We start from the raw sequence: 18401 nt of genomic DNA, 5'->3' as shown, positions 1-18401 counted from the left end.
AAATTTACTAATTAATCATGTAGTACAAACAATATTAGGGGTAAATAATTGTTACTAAGACCTTACTGAATACAAATATCTAGCTTAGGCTGCTATACATAAAATATAGCTAATTTAAATAAATTTACTATAACCACAGTAGCATTACGCAAGAAAAATTGGTGAAATTCTTGAAAATATTGAGTCTAATTTTGGAGAAAATGGCAATTATTTACATATAAATACTATAATACTAGTATATAAAATATCTATAAATTAAAAAAGTATTTAAGTATACACTTAAATTTAGACATTAGACTGATTTTTGCAAACAACTGTAATTTTCAGATATTGTCTCGGAGCTTATATTACAAACTATTAACCAACTATTTGGGCATGTGTTTAATACCACACGGGGGCGCTCTTTGACCCCATACATGAAAGCTCTTGATTCAATTCCAGGACTATATTTTTTGTTTGCACGAAGAAATTCCCTGGTTTAGAACCATGCGATCGCCCACAGAATGACACAGACATCTCTGCCTCATCTTCGTTCAAAAGCAGTTAGTATAGGAGGGTTTTTGCTAAAAATATTTTAAAAGTCTGTGTTTACGTAAAATCTTTTCGTCTACGCGGACTAAAGTCCAGAAAAGCGTTCTTTTGCTATGCCTCAAAAGGTTGGTTATTTTATCTCATAAACTAAAGCCTTGAAGGCTTTGAAATAATGAAATAGCACAGCTTTCTAAGTAACTGGGGCGCTAGGATTCGAACCTAGGGATGGCGGGACCAAAACCCGCTGCCTTACCACTTGGCTACGCCCCAACGATTTGCACTTTAGATAATATAGCAGCCACTGCTAGGTTAGTGTCAAGTACTTGGAGAGAAAAATTAGAATTATTTGCTTTGCTTTATAGCCAGATAGCGAGCACCCTAAATAAATTTAACTCTGCTTGGTATAAAGCTGACGGTTCGCACCATTAACTTCTTGGTGTGCTTGAGGATTAAGCGATTCCCTACTTATCTGTCGTTGATGCCATTGCAACCCAATCAAAATAGCTACAGTCATTGTTTGACCAGGTTCCTCCATTTGAGTAATAATCAGTCCGTAAATAAACAAAGTCAGCATTAGCAATTTGCATAAATCGTCCCGGCAAAGACGGCTCCAAACGATATACCCCAAATACAGATAAGTTACTAAACCAACAAAGCCTAAATCTCCCCAAATACCAGCCCAGCTGAAAAGAGGCATAAACAAGGAAGATTCTAGAATTAGCCAGTTAGAGTTTACATAAGCCCACATTTCTTCTGTTACAGGATGAGTTGTAACACCTAACGGAGCCAGCATAGATGCATAATCCCGGAATACCCATCCTCCTAGCCTGCTCACAGTATGACCAGGTCCTAAACCCAGCAACCAATTGAAAGGAGAGTGAAAATAACTAGAGATCATGCTAATTCCTGCTATTTTAGCCTGATAACCTTCGCCATTAGGAGGAATGTAAATTGATGTTCTATTCGCCCAATGTTTGAATGCAGCTAAAGCTTCTATATCTAGATTTTCTATTACCCAGAAAAAACCTCCAACAACAATAACTACAGCTACGAAGTATAAGAGTAGCTTGCGAAAATCATTAAATTTAGTTAGTACCAAAATTATCCAAGCCAGTAAAAAGACTACCAATATCTGCTTGGAATCAGAAACTATTAAGTGATAAAAGGCAGCAAATATACAAAACATTCGCCACCAAAGAGGAGCGCTTTTAGCATTTATAAAATAGTACAAAGCAACACTTATTGAAACTGAAACAGATACATAATTACCAGCTCCAGATAAATAGAATACACCTTGTACGTTATCTGCTAAGGAATATTTAGAATACTTAAGTATACCTGTGACCAGAAGAAAGTACTGAGCGATCGCCAAAATTATATTAATAATGGCAGATGCTAAAAGAAAAAATCTTAATTTTTTCCAGCTTGCTATTGATAGTGGCAGACAAGATATCGCTAACAATAGCATAAAAGGCTCAGTTAATAATATAAAATCTAAGACTACGTTAATGAATCCCGCATGATTTAACAGCGCGCTTGCAAGCATTACTCCCAGGAAAAAAAGTAAGCCGGCTATAATGTCCCACGCAAATCTGATCTGCAATCGATTTCTTGTTGGAGTACTAGCTACTACAATTCCTAATACTACGGGAACAATTAAAAAATGTAAAAAATTTATAATTGAGGGTGCACCAACTGCACTAATCATGCGAGGGTAAAAAGCGCTGGCAAAGGCTAACAATATTAAAAATATATTTTTAACATAGCCTTGTTTCTTTTTTTGATAAATTGCTGATTCATCAATAAAACTATGCATATATTATTTCCCAGAAACTTTATTTTATTAAAATCAGAATTTCGACTGATGCAAGTATTTAAAATTCTAATATTTTAGCATAAAAATTGAGATATTGATGCGCAGTGTTTAGCTTGCAAAAACGTTGCTCTGGGATAATCTGATTAGAATAAGGTTCAGATAAAGAATCTGTTATAGCATTAGCAAGATTTCGGGTAGTATCTCCCTGTAATTCAAAATAATTGCAGTTATTATTTCCAATTTCTCTAAATATAGGAATATTAGAGCATACCACTCTACAAGAAAGATATAATGCCTCGGCTAAAGGCAAGCAAAAACCTTCAGTTGAAGAAGGGACCACCAAAAGCTGGCAGTTCTCATACAACCAACGTAATTCACGATCATCGATTGATGTCATGAGCAGAATACGATCTTGTAAGGAAAGTGCTTGGATTTGGTTATGAATATTCTCCGTCTCTGGCCCAGTGCTACCTATAATAATCAACTGAGTTGAATCTTTTATCTGATTAGTCTTTAACAATAGATGATAAGATTTGATTAAGATATCTAAGTTTTTATTTTTGCGATGCTGGGCAACAGCTAGTAAAAAAGGTAGTCTAGTATTAGTAGATTTTGGTGCTTGAGAAGTGACATGACTAAAGTCTACATAATTATAAATTACACTAAGTTTTTTTCGCTGTTCAATCTGGGAAAAATATTCTTTTAAGCGTTCTACAGTATATTGGGAAACACAAGATAATCCATCACTATTATTAATACATTGCTCTAAGAATAATTGATTAAAAAGCACATTAGGATAGCCAAAATTTTCCGGATATTCATAAGGATATAAATCATGGATAGTAGCTACTACAGGGCATGGAAAAAGTTGACGAATAAACGGAAGTGGGAATGCAAGATGCACTAAATCTGCATGAAGTTGTTTGGCTAGTTTTGGTAAATCCCATAAAAACCAAAGATTCCTTGTAATGGACATATTTTTAATATCTACACTAACCAAGGAAACTTTATCTGATTCTAGAGAAAAAGAAGTTTCAAAATAATCTTTTTGCCATAAACCCAAAACCAAAGTTACTTTGCTAATTTTGTCTGTATCAGCCAGACATCTTGCAAGATTTGCAGCATGTCTACAAACTCCAGTTGGTTTTGTAGGCCTGTGTAAAGCAGCAATTAAAATGTGCATATTATGATTTTATTAAATAATTTGCAACTGAAAATGAAAGATACTGTATTTGTTTATGTACTAAATAAATATTTGGATATTGTACTATTTTTCATGAGCAAATGTACAGCTAGCCAGCTAATAAAAAAACTAGGTAGAGAAAATACCATCTGAGAGAGAATGGTTACCTCTTCTAGAAGATGAGGTTGTATTCTTTTTACTAAAATCTCCATAATATTGATTGCTAAAGGGTGAATTAAGTAAATTCCAAAGGAACATAATCCCAAATCTTTTATAAAACTGTTATCCTTTAAGTGATTGGATAAAGCAATGCCAAACGCTAGTAGAGAGTATCCTAATAAAACTTCTCTAAAGCCAATAGGTAAGAACCAATTTCTCAAAAAATCAGTAATAATAAATACCAATAATGCTAGTGTAGTGGCTGTTAATTTTGAGAATTGTAGTGTAAAGTCACTTTTAAAAAGAATAAATCTCCATGTTGTAGCAATAAAGAAGTAAGGCATACACCTCACTATCCATGCAGTTATTACGGAAATAAATCTCAAAAACTCATTAGTGTTATTATGGTTAGGAATTAATTGGTTTAGTAAACCTTGAAAAGCCACATTAGGTCCTAATAAAAATGTATTATTAGTTATAATAAGTAAATTGTAAAAAATGAGACTTAATAAAGTTAAAACAAATAATCCTCTAATATTAATTTTTGTTTTATCCAAGTAAAACGCAACTATTATAAGTGAAGTTCCTACTAACAGAATCGGTAAAAAATATAACTGTATTGCTGCTCCTCCATAAAAAATTATTGAGAATGGATCTTTAAATAATTCATTTAGTTTATTATCCTGATGTAATGCTAAGAACATTATTGTTTTAATAATCAAAAATACTATTGTCCAGATGATATAGGGAAGGAAAATACGCCGCAATCTAACTTGCCAATAATTCCATGAAAAATCAGGATTGCGCCTACAGATTATGAGATAAAAAGAGGTAGCTAAAAAGAAGGGAACAGGAAAGTTAAATAAATATGAAAGCTGTGCAGATAAAGGGTCTACAGTAGACCAAGTTTTATCTCCAGAATGCAATAAAACAACACCGTATGCTGCAATACCACGGCATAAATCTATCCCTGCAAACCTTGATTTTTTTTCCATTTTGCTGTTCACAAATATTTCACAATATAGTTAGCGTAAGGTAAAATATTTACCAGAAAAATAACTAGAGATAGTAATTAGTTGTCAATATTTGAACAGTTGTATCTTATAAACTTTTAAGCTGATTCAACCTGAGCAGTTATTTTTGCCAGTGTGCATTAGTAGTAATTAGTTTTTAGGTAAAAAACCTTCAATTCAGTGAAGTACTTTCGGATTTTGTAAAGATATAGCTTCTTCGTAGACTTGAGCCAGGCATTTACCCATAACTTGCCAACTATAGCTATCTCTGACTAACTTCTGTCCTGCTTGTCCCATGCGGATGCGAAGTTCTGAATCTTTAGCCAAAGTAATCAATGCTTTTGCCAAATCATCAACTGCTTGCTCCGGATTAATTGCAGCAATTTTGAAGCCAGTATCTGCTGTTACCTGCTGTGCTGGTCCTCCCAAATCTAAACAGATGACTGGACGGCCTGTTGCCATTGCTTCAATGCATACCCATCCACCTGAGTCATGTAAACTAGGGTGAATTAATACATGACAATGTTTTAAATTTTCTAAGGTCTTTTCGCGAGGTAATCTACCCCAAAATTTCACTTTTTGTGCAATTCCTAACTTTTGTGCCAGGTTTTTCAGTCGCTCCCATTCTGGTCCATCCCCAACAATCCAATATTCTGCTTCAGCTAAGTTCGCTTTTGCAAAAGCTCGTAATCCTAAGTGAAAGCCTTTCCAATGCAAAAGTCTGCCCATACTAATAAACCTTACAGGTTGCTGAGCAGGGATTGGGTATTGGTTCAGTACAGCGATTTCTTCTGCGAGTAAACCTGATTCCGAAAGAATATCGACATATTTCACGCCCATTTTATACAGCCTTTTAGCTGTATCTTCAGTTGTGGCTCTCACTATAGCGCTCTTTCTTGCAGTCATATGCACAAAAGGATCGAGTTCCCCTAAAGAGCGAGTGAAAATCCGTGCCGTTTCGTAAGCTTTAGCACGGAAGTTGAAATCCTGCCAAAACTCTTTTGGAGCAGTTTCGCCACCACCAACAGGCCCCCATATAAAGGGAACGGGCAATAATGACAGAAAGCTGGGATTAGAATACTTAACAAATGTGACATGATGTACTACATCAAAGCCAATTTCACGATGCAAACTACGGGCTATAAAGTATGCTTGTATCTGCCATAGATAGTAGTGAATTTGCATTGCGCCATTCGACCCTAAGCGCCATAGTCCACCTAAGATGGGTAAGGTAAAATAAACGAAGTGCAAGTTAGGAATTGGATTAGAGGCTAGTTCTGCTTCAATAGCTTCTTTACTTTCATCAGGTCGAGTTAAAACCCAAACTTCATGGTATTTGGCAGCTTCTCGAACCACATTCCACCCTACACCACGCTCAGATCCCTTTCCCGGTTCACACGAATAAGCAGAAATTAATACTTTCATCAGCAATCAAGATATGGTTTGATAAACAGTGTTAATTAAATAGCGGCATCAAAGATATACACAATTGACCTATTTCTCCTTTATTAATAAAAACAACTAATAATACAACAGTTTTTCATAAATCTCTGCCAGTTTTTCTGCTGTTTTTTCCCAAGTAAATAACTTGGCTCTTGACAGTCCTTTATCGACTAATTCTTGATAATATATTGGGTCATTGTGCAATCGCAGTACTGCTTCTGATATCGCTTGAGGATCTTTGGGGTTAATTAGAATTGCAGCATCTCCAGCTACTTCCGGCATGGCTGAGGTGTTTGAAGTAATAACTGGAGTTCCACAAGCCATAGCTTCTAAAATTGTTATGCCGAATCCTTCATGCAGTGAAGGTGCTATCAGAATATCAGCAGCATTATATATTTGAACTAGCGTATTCTTATCTGGCTTACCAAAATAAGTAATATAATTTTCTAACTGATGATTTTGAATGTATTGTTTTTGCTCATCTGTAAAGTCTGCCCCTACTTTCCAAAACTTTATAGATAACTCTTTTTGTTTTAGAATATTTAAGGATTCAAGTATAGTAAAAATATTTTTACGAGGATGATTTGCCCCTACATTAAGTAGGTAAGTTATTTTAGAGTCAGATCCCTGCTTTTGGCAAAAAGAGCTAATTTCAGATTGAGGTAATGGTCGAAATATAGGCTCAACAGCATTAGGTGTTACAGAGATTTTGGCTGGTTCTATATTTAATAGTTGAGTGGTATCCTTAGCTGTTACACAAGAGACAGCAAAGATATGATTAGCATACTTCATGCCTTTTACAGCCAGCAGCCACACATTCTTACTCACAAACGGCAGTTGCACCGAACCTTGAAGATTGCCAGAATAGTAAAAGTTTATTAAGTCGTGGCAGGTGACAACAACAGTTTTAGCAGCATTTTGTAACCAGTAAACAATATGAGCTTCAGCCGGTTCGATAATATGAAAAACATCAGCTGATTGTTGTTTTACCAAGCGTGGAAAGCGCCAGAAACGCTCATAATATTTTATAACTCTTAGAAAAAAAGAGGAACTGGTTCTATCAAAATTACGCGGTGCTAAATCCACAATTTCCCAATCAGGTCGGACAGTTTTTAGACCTGAAATAATGCCATCGGCATAGACATCCATGCTGAATTCTTGCATGGTACGGACAATAACTACACGCATTATTAATTTCCCTTTGCATCACACTCCAAATTACAATTAACGCCAACTTTTGTTCATGGCATAACTATTACTGCTTGGCTGGATTAGGTTTTGCCAAAGGTTGATTAAACGTTCAGCAATCTTTTCATGGGTATAGTACTGATAAACTCTAGTCATACCATGTTGCCTTAACTCTTGCCGCCAAGTTGGATTGCGAATCATTCGCTCTAGAATTGCTGCTAACCCTGCTGATTCTCCTTCTGGAAATATCAAGTCAGAACGCCCAATGACATTTGCAATTTCGCCACTGCTAGAGCCTACTACAGGAACACCCATTGCCATCGCTTCAATCAAGACGTGACCAAATTGCTCTTTCCATGTGGGAGCCGTAAGCGAGGGTAGAACTAAAACATCCAATTTACTAATTTCCTCAGGTGCTTGCTCATGGCGTACTGATCCGCGCCAAACAACTAAATCTGCTATTTGCTGCTTCTGGGCTTCTTGTTTGAGAACTTCTTCATAGGGACCGGAACCACAGATAATAATCCGAAGGTTGAGTCCTTTTTCTTCAAGTAGATGTGCAGCAGCAAATATAGTATCGATACCCTTTTCAGGAACTAATCTGCCAAGAAATCCAATGTGAAATTCTTCATTTTTATTTTCAGGCGATCGCGGACTAAATAATTGAGTATCCACTCCCATCTGAGGCATAATTTCCATTAATCCGGTGTAACCCCATTGCCGTAATAAATTAGCTCCGTCCTGATTGCCTGGAAGCATCAGTTTGGCTGTATTCATTACAAATTGACGAATCCAATGGCGTACAATCGGTAGAGTGCGATCCATGTTCTCCCAACCAAACACGACAATTGGCTTGCCTGTTAGTCTGCTCCAAATTGCGAGCTCAAAAGTACAAAGGGAGAATACTTCTTCTTCTACCTGCACTATATCAGGTTGAAAATCTTTCAAAACTTGCCACAGGTGCCAAGGTGTATACATATGAGCACCTCCGCGACCGGAAAATATTACAGGTGCTGTATAGATTTTAATTTTGGGGTAAGGTGTTTCTACTTCAAATTGGCGATTCCACTCCAGTGCTTTCCAGTTGCTAGGAGTTAGTAAGCCGACTTCAACTTTACCAGTTTCAGCGATCGCATTCAGCTTTCCTTGGTTTACACCAACTACATAAGCGTGACTAATAAAAAGTACACGTATAGGAGAATTGGCTTCAGTTTTATCTGCCTTGGTAACTGCAAAGCTATCAACAGTACTCATTCTTCTCTCCTTATGCCATGTACTTCAGGCTGATGAATTTTGCCCAACAGCTCTCTGCTTTCGGATAAATTTGACTAAACGCTTCAACCATCCATTACCGTATATCTGGTTGAAACAAAGCGCAAACACAGAATCTGGTAGATACTCTCCTTTTTTCAGTAGCCATCCCTCGACTCCTGACCAACTAAACTGTGGATGGTTAATAAGTTGTTGATGTGCTTCCCGCCGTTCGGATTTGGATGCCTTTTTTAAACGAGCCACTATATAACGATTGTGACAATAAATCTGTCTTGATTTAATACTAGTTAGCCTTGTAGCTATATCTGGACCATAAAATTCGCTTAAAAAGTGTTTGATCTCTAGATTAATTTGCTCAGCAACATTCATTTCTCTTTCTAAATAATCTGCTGACAAAGACTGAACAAATGTTAAGTTTGAGCCATGCAGACGATACTTGCTTAGTACATCTTTTACAGGCACTATGCTAGATAAGAACAATGCAAAATTACGAACAAGTGCATCTGCGTTCCGTACAAAGGCTTCATTTAAGGGAAAAATACAATCAGTTACTTCACGGCGAAAGCAGAGTGCAGAAGCTGGCGGTAAATCATCAATAAATCCCCCATTTTCTAGGGCGGAGATAGCCATCCAACCTGAAGCCATACTGCTTAACAAAGGTTTTCTTTCGATCACATTTCCATTAGCATCTACTGGAATTACATTGTGAATTGCAAATCCACTGCTTGGTTCTGCCTTAAATGCTTCAACGATTTTGTATAGCTTGTTATCCATCCACACATCATCTGCATCCAAAATACAAATGATTTGCCCTTTGCTTTCTTGATATGCTGTATTTAATGCCGAGCCAACGCCTCCATTTGGTTTGCGTATTAATTTAATTCTGGAGTCTTTTTGCAAGTAGGCTTCGATTATTTCGCAGGATTGATCTGTTGAGCCATCATCACAAACTATCACTTCATAATGAGAATAGGTTTGGCGAATAGCGCTGTCTAAAGTCTCGCCAACATATTTTGCGTAGTTATAATTTGGAACTAATACTGATACCAATGGACTCTCAGGCAGTTGCGACAGTTTAATAGGTTGCAAATTTTGCGTTTGTAGTTCTTGCATTTGTTAATTACTTAGTATTCAAAGAAGCATTGTTATAATGTTTTGTAAGCAATAATTCTTGGTCATCTAATTTAAGATACTTTTTCCAAAATTTTGTGGAAGTAAACCGATTAAAGGCATTTCTCCATTCAGTTCTAACAGATGTCCATCTGATACTAAGCAGAATAATAATTTTTAGCCAATTAATTAATATTTTTATGCAGCTTTTTCGATCCATTTCATATTTTTCTACACTACTATTTCCTTCTCTAACGATAACAACTCTTTTATTTGGGAAAACTTTATGCCAATTATCAAAATAATCAGAGCCCATCCAGTACATTACATCTTCATTACTGAGCAAGAAGTTAGGAAGGAAATGACCATTCAGAGTCAATAAACCTATAATACGCTTGATTACTAGTTGACTATGGTTTTCATTACCTTGTTCTTTTAATGTATGAACTGTATTTGAAGAAGTAGTTTTTGTGCTCTGAGTTTTATGAATTTTGCTAAGTTCTAAAATTTTTGAGTGCAGAATCTCTGGATCATTATTTTCAATAACTGTTGGCCCTTCTATATAATCCTCAAATCCTTTAAGTAACATTTCCGCAGAATTGTAGTCAAATACTAATAAACTATAAAGTAATGATTTTGTAAGGAATTTAATGGTATCCACATAACCAAATAAACTCCTCATTGAATTAGTTATCAATCTATTGCGAACTGAATAATAATTTATCCAACCAGAACTTTTTGCATAAAAAGGTTCATGCCAAATAGAAATTCCCGGGAAAACCACTATCATTTTTCCCAGCCGTTCTCTTATCCTCAATCCAAATTCAATATCATCCTCTTTTATAAAGAAGGGCATTGGAAGACCCATATCTTTAATAACTGATTGAGAAAATGAGAAGAACCAAAATGCTCCATAATCTGGAATATCTTCCGCTAGCAATATATTTATATTACTAGGATTTTCAATATTAAGCTTATGCTTCAAAGATAGACCTTTAGACATGTCATCTTTGTAATTTCCATTAGTATCTATATACTTGCAATATAGTGCTCCAGCTTCATGTACAAGATACTTTTTATATAAATCCAACATACTACCAGCTACAGCAAAGTCCTGATTTGCGTACTCGTACAAAACGAAAAGTCTATAGATAGATTCACTATCTATTTCTACATCATCATCCATAAACAGAAAATGTGTATAGAGATTCTCATCAATAGCTTGAATTAGACCTCGAGTAAAACCTCCAGCACCACCAAAATTTCTGTTCGGAATCAATTGAACCCTTGGCTCAGGAAATTCATCTTCTTTAAGCGTTCTACCGTTATCTACGATAAAAAACTTAAAATTTTCTTTTTGTAATAAATCATCTTTTAAGACAGTATTAACTGTATTCTTTACATATGCTTCTTTTTTAAAAGTACAAGTAATTAGCGCTAAAGATACTTCATGAAGTTTGGGTTGCTCTGTTGCAATACATCCTTTGACAAATAAACCTTTCTCACTCAAACAAATGATTTCTAAGTAATGCCTGCCTGCATTTTCACTACGCCAAGAATCTGGTAGGATTACTTTAATAGGTTTTGATAGCAAACATTTCTCAAAGTTTGCTGTATAAATCAAGTCTCTGGACTCTCCATTGTAGTATTCTCTATAGAGAGATATTTGAAAATCACCATCAAGTTTTAACAAGTAATACAAATCTTTAAGAGCGGTATATTTGACATAAAATTTTTCATAAAATGAATTGAAATAAGTATTCAAAGATAAAATACTTTTTTTAGTAAATGCTACCTCTACTTGTTCTTGAGAAAAATTGAGCAATGAACCTTCACTGCACCTCATATATAAATTAGAAGTTTCCGAGGCGCGGGGAAATCGAATTCTAGTGATTATGTTCATTTGTAACCTGTTCTTTATTTGCTTGTTTCAAGTGTTGTTAGTAGATGCCGCGCCTAAGTTCTATTTATCTAGAATTGTACAGCCAGCGTTTGCTTTAATTAACTGATAAATTATGAGTAAAATGGAAGCCGACTAAGTTGCTTCTACGTTAGCTATCTCTTTCTCAAACAAGCCAAGTGCACGCAATACTGCTTGATCCATATCGTAGTATTTGTAATCTGCAAGTCGTCCTGCAAAAAGTACCGTACCGTTGAGTTTTTCTACTTCTTTGAGGTAAAGGTCTAGACGGGCACGGTTCTCTTCATTGAGAATAGGATAATAAGGATCATTTTTACCTGGGACATAAGCTTGCGGATATTCCATCACTAAGGTAGTTTTGGGAGATGTTTGTCCTGACAAATACTTCTGCTCGGTTATACGGGTGATGTCGTAGTCGTTGGGGTAGTTAACTGTACCAACTTCTTGATACAACTCTTGATCTAAAGTCTCGAATTGAAAGCGTAGGCTACGATAGGGCAATTCGCCATACATATAATCAAAAAAAGTATCAATTGGTCCTGTGCACAGTATTCGGTTAAACTTTACATCATTGATAATCTCGCGGTAATCTGTATTTAGGAGTACCTTGATGTTAGGGTGAGCCAGCATTTTGCGAAACATTTCGGTATAACCCAGCTTGGGCATACCCTGGTATGGGTCTTGAAAATAACGATTATCTCGACTGATGTACACTGGCACACGTCCTGTGACACCCCGATCAAGTTCCTCTGGTTTCACGCCCCACTGCTTCATGGTGTAGCGGAGAAAGATATTTTCGTAAATGTAATCAGCTAAAAAGCTTAGGTCGCCACTGGCACTTTCACGCAATTTTAAAATAGGTACTTTGACTCCAAAACCGAAGTTCTCTAGAAGCAAATTTTCTAGCTTTTCTGCATATTTTGGCGGAAAAAGAGCATAGAGCGAGTTCAGATTAAAGGGAATAGGAACTTTTTTACCCTCTACTACACCCAGAACATGGTGATAGTAATGTCTCCATTCTGTGAATTGAGAGAGGTAATCCCAGACTTTCTTAGACTTCGTGTGAAAGATATGGGGCCCGTATTTATGAACTAAAATCCCATGCTCTTTATAGTAATCGTAGGCATTACCGCCGATATGGTCTCGTTGTTCTACAATCAATACTCTTTGCCCAAGTTCATTAGCAATTCTTTCAGCTATGACGCAGGCTGAATACCCAGCGCCGATGATTAGCCAGTCAAATTTCATGCGATTTCTCCTTGTTTAGCATTAAATTAGAGCTTAAAATTTTGTCACTGCTTAGTATGTTATCTAATGATTGTTCGGTAGTTTTTTTCGCTACTTTTTGTAAGTGCTGCTCAATACGGTCTACAAATGGCTGGTATACTGCTTGAGGTGAAAGGTTTTCTATTACATACTTGTGGGCTTGTTCTTCCATCCATTGGCGTTTGTCTGGATTAGTCAACAGTGTATGTATGGCAGCAGCGAAACCTTCAGCTGTATCTGCTACGGATACAGCATTACCGACAATCTCAGGTATCCCTTGAACACCAGCACTAGTCGAGACACAGGCACGACCATGTGACAATGCTTCCACAAGCTTAATCTTAAGACCACTACCGATAGGTAATGGAACTAAACATACTTCGGCATGACTGTATTCAAGTTTCAGATCATCTAAAGTACCTAAAAGACGAACATTGGGAAAGCTTTCTTTAATCTCATTGCACACACTACCGCAAACATGAAGACTGCAATGAGGTAATGACTGTAGAACAATTGACCACACATTTTTAAGGAACCATTGTAAACCATGAATGTTGTGGTCTGCATCACTGCCTACAAATAAACAACGGCCAGAGACGTGATTATCATTATGGAAATAATTGACTGCCGATTTAGGCATTTTAATTACTTCGCTCTGAGGTGCCATGCCTTGGAGAATTTTTGCATCTTCCTGCTGAATAGCTAATAGCACTTGTGCTTTAGACATCGCTATACTTTCTTGCTCTCGTGTCCAAACCAATTCAAAAGCACTAACACCAAAATTATTAAAATCGACCGTTCTTTGGTGACGTATATCGTGAGTAAGTATGACTTTTAAAACTGTTTCATCTAAATAAGGAGATTCTAAAACATCCGCTAAAAAAGCGTAGTTAGCAATTACAACATCCGGCTTAAATTTGAGAAATTGTGTGTTGGCAAAAGCTACCTCCTCTGGTTTAATGGGATGTCCCCAAATTGAAGAAGATTTTATATGGCTACAGGCTTCTTGTGCTTTATCTCTAGCAGAACGGTAAATATTCTTTAATTTTTCTGGCAATAATTGATTATAAGCCAGTCGCAATGGTGCGACAATCCAATCAGATAATGAGTTAAATCTTAATAAAAGTCGACCAATTCGCAAGTTGTCTTTAACAGACACATTAGCAAGCCTAGCTAAAGTAGGCGGAATGATATGCCAAGGAGTTTTACTATCAGCTAATGAATTAATAACCGTAAATTCGATTTTATAACCTAGCTTTTGTAAGTAGCTTATAAAATCAACAATATAAGCAGCATTACCAAATTTATTCTCGACAGGAATATCTCTGCTAACAAATTGAATTTTTATAGGTCGATTAGTACAATCCATGAGTACATCTTTCTTCATATTAATAAACTATATTATGATTTATTGAATATTCGCGAATATGTTGAAATCATTGCAATAATAACTGGATTAACTAGTAGATTAGGAAGCAAGCCTACTGCGCCATCATCCCAATATTCATTAACATTATTTTTTAGACAAATAACTGCCATTATAATGATGAATTGATTGGATAGTCATGATTTTTTTTCTGAGCACGTTCAGATAATTTATGTAAAATCTTAAATGTTTCTTTCATCATTTTGTCTTCAGAGAAATCATTAATAATGTGTAACTTCGCATTGTGTGACATTTCTTTCATTTCTTTGGGATGTTTAAGGGCCCACCTTATGTTTTCTAACAGATTACAACTATCTCCTGTACGAAATAACAAGCCATGAACTTTGTGTTTGATTGTTTCTGGAATGCTACTAGCATCTGAAGTGATAATTTGTAAGCCATATGCCATTGCTTCTAAAAGTGCATTTGGATGACCTTCATACAAGGTCGGAAATACAAAAAAATCTGCTGATTTTAATAGGTTAGGTATATCGGAGCGATAACCCAAAAACAATACCTTGTCTTCGACACCATATTCTTGCACCTTACTTAACAAGTATTCTTTTTGCTCACCCTCGCCCACCCAAACAAATCTTACCTCTGGAAATTCCTTAGCTATATACGGAATTGTATGTATTAGAAAAATATATCCTTTCTGCTCATGTAAGCGAGCAACTGTCAAAAGCAATTTGTTAGTTGTAGATAAACCAAGTTCCTCCAAGATTTGATAACGCAGTGATACATTTTCTTCTTGATTATTCGTATATAAATCAGGCTTTAAGCTAAAGCCATTATAGATGCAAAGTACTTGTTCTCTTTCAATCTGAAATGATTCACAGACAAGGCTTCGATTATTCTCTGAGACTGTTATCCACTGTTGATTACGGCTTCTAGCCCAGGTGTATGCTTTTAGTTTTTTAGCGCTGAATGAGTATCTATTGACAACTAAACCAAACCTAACTAATGTTGGAACTCTTAAAAATCCACATGCAAGGATACTTCCAAAGCAAGTATCAATACCAGGGAGAACAATCTGTACAACATTTGGTTTAATATGGAGCAGCAAAAAGATTGTTTTGCTCAGGTTCACTAAATGTTGTATTAACGTTGTGTTTCCGCTGTCAGCTATTTCTAGGCTATGATATTGCACTCCTTTAGATGTAAAGTCTTGAATTAAACTTGTTGTCCCCTCAGTATTAGGAAATGCTACATGAACATCCCAGCCTTTTTTAATAGCAGATGAAGCAATTCTCAAACTATATTCCTCAACACCTCCACGTTGGGTAGAAGGTAGTATTATAAGAAATTTCATATTCAATATCTTTTACAATGTTTTGGAAATTTGGGTAATAATTTCATTATCTACAGATACATTTGATATGTTTAGGCAAAAATTTTTCCCAAGGCTCATACAAACACCTCCGCATCTTTTAGTTGCTTACCTACTTGATCTTTAGCTGAGACAATAGGTTTTGCTTCTAAAGGCCAAGCGATCGCCAAATCTGGATCATCCCAAAAAATTGTGCGCTCGTGCTCTGGCGCGTAATAGTCTGTAGTTTTGTACAAAAACTCCGCATATTCTGAAAGCACCAAGAAACCGTGAGCAAAGCCTGGTGGTATCCAAAGCTGCTGCTTGTTTTGAGCGCTCAGACGATAGCCAACCCATTGACCAAAGTACTTAGAGCTTACCCTCAAGTCCACTGCTACATCAAATACTTCGCCAACCACAACTCTCACCAACTTGCCTTGAGGTTGTTTAATTTGATAGTGCAAACCACGTAGTACATTTTTGGCTGAAAGGGAGTGATTGTCTTGTACGAAATGTTGCGTAATCTCTGCCTTTTCTAGCAAAACTCGTTCATTATAACTTTCGTAAAAAAAGCCACGTTCATCTCCAAAAACTCGCGGTTCAATTAGCAGTACATCAGGAATTTCAGTCGGGATAATGTTCACAGCTTTACCCTCTTAGTGTCTGCAAAGTTTTCCTTGATTCCATTTGCTGATGCAAACCAGTTTTCTTCTTGAACTTGAGTAGTATGGCGATCGCCATTGATCAAGTCCATCAGGTAACGTCCATAGCTGTTTTTAGCTAGTGGTTTGGCAAGTTCATAGAGTTGGTCAGCATCGATATATCCTTGGCGATAGGCAATTTCTTCGACACAAGCTATTTTGAAACCTTGGCGTTGTTCTAGAGTTTGAATAAAGCTAGCAGCCTGATGCAGAGATTCATGGGTTCCCGTATCCAACCAAGCGTAGCCTCTACCTAAAAGCTCAACTTTTAATTGACCTCGACGCAGATAAACTTGACTCAAGTCGGTAATTTCTAGTTCATTGCGGGCTGATGGTTTCAGATCTGAGGCAATTTCTGAGACTTGAGAATCATAGAAATAGATACCAGGTACAGCATAATTAGACTTGGGAATTTGGGGTTTCTCCTCTAGACTCACTACTTGGCCTATAGAGTCAAATTCAACCACGCCATAGTGCTGAGGTTCAGCGACCCGATAACCAAATATGAGTGCGCCTTCGCGTAAATGAGCTGCACGAGTTAAAACGTCAACTAAACCATGACCATAGAAGAGGTTATCTCCCAAAACTAGGCAAACAGGCTCGTTACCGATAAAATCTTTGCCTAAGATAAAAGCCTGCGCTAAGCCTTCAGGTCTAGGTTGCTCAACATAGCTAAACTTTAGACCCCACTGGCTACCATCTTGCAAAAGTTGTTGAAATAGAGATAAGTGTTGAGGTGTAGAAATGATGAGAATCTCACGAATCCCAGCCAACATCAGAGTTGACAAAGGGTAGTAAATCATCGGCTTATCATAGACCGGCATGAGTTGTTTACTCACCACTTGAGTGAGCGGGTACAATCTTGTACCAGAACCACCAGCTAAAATAATGCCTTTCATTGTTAACTCCTCGAATGATTTGGGCTTTTGCTTAGTGTGATAGCGCTGGTTTTCGGTCACCATAGTTTTGCTGAATCCAGGTTTGGTAAGCACCTGATTGAACTTGCTCAACCCAGATGGAATTGCTCAGATACCACTGAATTGTCTTTAATAAACCACTATCAAAACTCTCTTTTGGTTCCCAACCCAAATCTTTCTTAATTTTGCTACTGTCAATTGCATAGCGTCGGTCATGACCAGGGCGGTCTTTGACAAAGCTGATAAGAGAAGAGTAGTGGAAGTTTGGTTTAGGTGCTAACTCATCAAGGAGGGCACAAATTTTTTCAACAACTGCGAGGTTTGTTAGCTCGTTGTTACCTCCTATGTTGTAAGTTTCTCCAATAGAGCTTTGTTGTAGAACTAGATAGATAGCTTCACAGTGATCTTCCACATACAGCCAATCGCGAATATTCTGGCCATCTCCATAAATTGGTAGTGGTTTTCCATTCAAAGCATTGAGAATTATCAGAGGAATCAGTTTTTCTGGAAACTGTCTTGGGCCGTAGTTATTTGAACAGTTGGTAGTTAAAGTTGGTAAACCATAGGTGTGATAATAGGCACGTACCAAATGGTCAGAGCCTGCTTTAGAGGCCGCATAGGGACTGTTTGGCGCATAGGGTGTGTCTTCTCGAAATGCTGGATCTGTCTGAGTTAATGAACCGTAAACTTCATCTGTAGATATGTGTAGAAAACGAAATTGTTGTTGCTTTTGAGGAGATAATTTTTCGTAGTAGGCTCTGCTAGCTTCGAGAAGTTGGAATGTTCCTAATACGTTAGTTTGAATAAAATCTTGAGGGCTGAGAATGGAGCGATCAACGTGGCTCTCAGCAGCAAAGTTAATAATTGCGTCTGGTTGGTGCTGTTCTAGAAGATTATGTATTAGTTCAATATCGCCGATATCGCCACGAACAAAATGATATCCAGAATCATTTTGTAATTCTGTTAGCGTTAGCGGATTGCTGGCATAAGTTAACTTATCTAGATTGATAATATTAGCCCACTGTTCTTTTCTCACCTTCAATATGAAGTTAGAGCCGATAAAGCCTGCGCCACCTGTTACTAAAAATGTTTGCATGATTATTGCTTTTCAATATAATTAAAGCCGGCTGTTTCTTTCGTAGCAAA

The 18401-nt window shown here is 36.8% G+C and carries 14 protein-coding genes and 1 tRNA gene; all 15 read right to left on the bottom strand.

The window, feature by feature from the left end; all coding sequences use genetic code 11:
• Positions 1–729 precede the first annotated feature (729 nt).
• The 15 genes from BV372_RS05535 to rfbB all read right to left on the bottom strand — a co-directional run bounded on the left by BV372_RS05535 (position 730) and on the right by rfbB (position 18351).
• A tRNA-Gln gene (locus BV372_RS05535) sits at positions 730–801 on the bottom strand.
• 118 nt (positions 802–919) lie between these two features.
• Positions 920–2347, bottom strand: a complete 1428-nt coding sequence (locus tag BV372_RS05530) for a hypothetical protein (RefSeq protein ID WP_179197988.1) — start codon at positions 2345–2347, stop codon at positions 920–922.
• A 58-nt stretch (positions 2348–2405) separates the two neighbouring features.
• Positions 2406–3530: a glycosyltransferase family 1 protein gene (locus BV372_RS05525; RefSeq protein ID WP_086684371.1), complete on the bottom strand. Its 1125-nt coding sequence runs from the start codon at positions 3528–3530 to the stop codon at positions 2406–2408.
• A gap of 53 nt (positions 3531–3583) precedes the next feature.
• A complete protein-coding gene (locus tag BV372_RS05520; protein ID WP_086684368.1) occupies positions 3584–4684 on the bottom strand; it encodes an acyltransferase in 1101 nt (366 codons plus the stop codon).
• 195 nt (positions 4685–4879) lie between these two features.
• Positions 4880–6127, bottom strand: a complete 1248-nt coding sequence (locus BV372_RS05515) for a glycosyltransferase family 4 protein (RefSeq protein ID WP_086684365.1) — start codon at positions 6125–6127, stop codon at positions 4880–4882.
• Between the two features lie 96 nt (positions 6128–6223).
• Entirely contained in the window at positions 6224–7333 is a 1110-nt protein-coding gene (locus BV372_RS05510; RefSeq protein ID WP_086684362.1) for a glycosyltransferase family 1 protein, read from the bottom strand.
• Between the two features lie 36 nt (positions 7334–7369).
• Entirely contained in the window at positions 7370–8587 is a 1218-nt protein-coding gene (locus BV372_RS05505) for a glycosyltransferase (protein WP_086684359.1), read from the bottom strand.
• 24 nt (positions 8588–8611) lie between these two features.
• Positions 8612–9718 carry a glycosyltransferase family 2 protein gene (locus BV372_RS05500; protein WP_086684356.1) on the bottom strand — a complete coding sequence of 369 codons (1107 nt, stop codon included), beginning with the start codon at positions 9716–9718 and terminating at the stop codon, positions 8612–8614.
• 7 nt (positions 9719–9725) lie between these two features.
• Positions 9726–11618: a glycosyltransferase family 2 protein gene (locus BV372_RS05495; protein ID WP_086684353.1), complete on the bottom strand. Its 1893-nt coding sequence runs from the start codon at positions 11616–11618 to the stop codon at positions 9726–9728.
• A gap of 132 nt (positions 11619–11750) precedes the next feature.
• Positions 11751–12884 carry a UDP-galactopyranose mutase gene (glf, locus tag BV372_RS05490; RefSeq protein WP_086684350.1) on the bottom strand — a complete coding sequence of 378 codons (1134 nt, stop codon included), beginning with the start codon at positions 12882–12884 and terminating at the stop codon, positions 11751–11753.
• Complete coding sequence (locus tag BV372_RS05485; RefSeq protein ID WP_086684347.1) at positions 12874–14289, bottom strand: glycosyltransferase; 1416 nt, start codon at positions 14287–14289, stop codon at positions 12874–12876. Before BV372_RS05485 ends, glf begins: the two co-directional genes overlap by 11 nt.
• Positions 14290–14440: 151 nt before the next feature.
• Positions 14441–15640, bottom strand: a complete 1200-nt coding sequence (locus BV372_RS05480; protein ID WP_086684344.1) for a glycosyltransferase family 4 protein — start codon at positions 15638–15640, stop codon at positions 14441–14443.
• A 95-nt stretch (positions 15641–15735) separates the two neighbouring features.
• Positions 15736–16281 (bottom strand): dTDP-4-dehydrorhamnose 3,5-epimerase, encoded by a 546-nt coding sequence (gene rfbC, locus BV372_RS05475; RefSeq protein ID WP_086684341.1) that lies wholly within the window; start codon positions 16279–16281, stop codon positions 15736–15738.
• Positions 16278–17237 (bottom strand): glucose-1-phosphate thymidylyltransferase RfbA, encoded by a 960-nt coding sequence (gene rfbA / locus BV372_RS05470; protein ID WP_086684410.1) that lies wholly within the window; start codon positions 17235–17237, stop codon positions 16278–16280. Before rfbA ends, rfbC begins: the two co-directional genes overlap by 4 nt.
• 31 nt (positions 17238–17268) lie before the next feature.
• Positions 17269–18351, bottom strand: a complete 1083-nt coding sequence (gene rfbB, locus BV372_RS05465; RefSeq protein ID WP_086684338.1) for a dTDP-glucose 4,6-dehydratase — start codon at positions 18349–18351, stop codon at positions 17269–17271.
• Positions 18352–18401 lie beyond the last annotated feature (50 nt).

This window comes from Nostoc sp. T09, from assembly GCF_002154695.1.
Lineage (GTDB): Bacteria > Cyanobacteriota > Cyanobacteriia > Cyanobacteriales > Nostocaceae > Aulosira.
This window is presented reverse-complemented; position numbering and strand designations above follow the sequence as displayed.

Bases quoted from the DNA above. Each gene is read 5' to 3' on its own strand.
- BV372_RS05530 (WP_179197988.1), bottom strand. From the start codon at position 2,347: ATGCATAGTTTTATTGATGAATCAGCAATTTATCAAAAAAAGAAACAA.
- BV372_RS05525 (WP_086684371.1), bottom strand. From the start codon at position 3,530: ATGCACATTTTAATTGCTGCTTTACACAGGCCTACAAAACCAACTGGA.
- BV372_RS05520 (WP_086684368.1), bottom strand. From the start codon at position 4,684: ATGGAAAAAAAATCAAGGTTTGCAGGGATAGATTTATGCCGTGGTATT.
- BV372_RS05515 (WP_086684365.1), bottom strand. From the start codon at position 6,127: ATGAAAGTATTAATTTCTGCTTATTCGTGTGAACCGGGAAAGGGATCT.
- BV372_RS05510 (WP_086684362.1), bottom strand. From the start codon at position 7,333: ATGCGTGTAGTTATTGTCCGTACCATGCAAGAATTCAGCATGGATGTC.
- BV372_RS05505 (WP_086684359.1), bottom strand. From the start codon at position 8,587: ATGAGTACTGTTGATAGCTTTGCAGTTACCAAGGCAGATAAAACTGAA.
- BV372_RS05500 (WP_086684356.1), bottom strand. From the start codon at position 9,718: ATGCAAGAACTACAAACGCAAAATTTGCAACCTATTAAACTGTCGCAA.
- BV372_RS05495 (WP_086684353.1), bottom strand. From the start codon at position 11,618: ATGAACATAATCACTAGAATTCGATTTCCCCGCGCCTCGGAAACTTCT.
- glf (WP_086684350.1), bottom strand. From the start codon at position 12,884: ATGAAATTTGACTGGCTAATCATCGGCGCTGGGTATTCAGCCTGCGTC.
- BV372_RS05485 (WP_086684347.1), bottom strand. From the start codon at position 14,289: ATGAAGAAAGATGTACTCATGGATTGTACTAATCGACCTATAAAAATT.
- BV372_RS05480 (WP_086684344.1), bottom strand. From the start codon at position 15,640: ATGAAATTTCTTATAATACTACCTTCTACCCAACGTGGAGGTGTTGAG.
- rfbA (WP_086684410.1), bottom strand. From the start codon at position 17,237: ATGAAAGGCATTATTTTAGCTGGTGGTTCTGGTACAAGATTGTACCCG.
- rfbB (WP_086684338.1), bottom strand. From the start codon at position 18,351: ATGCAAACATTTTTAGTAACAGGTGGCGCAGGCTTTATCGGCTCTAAC.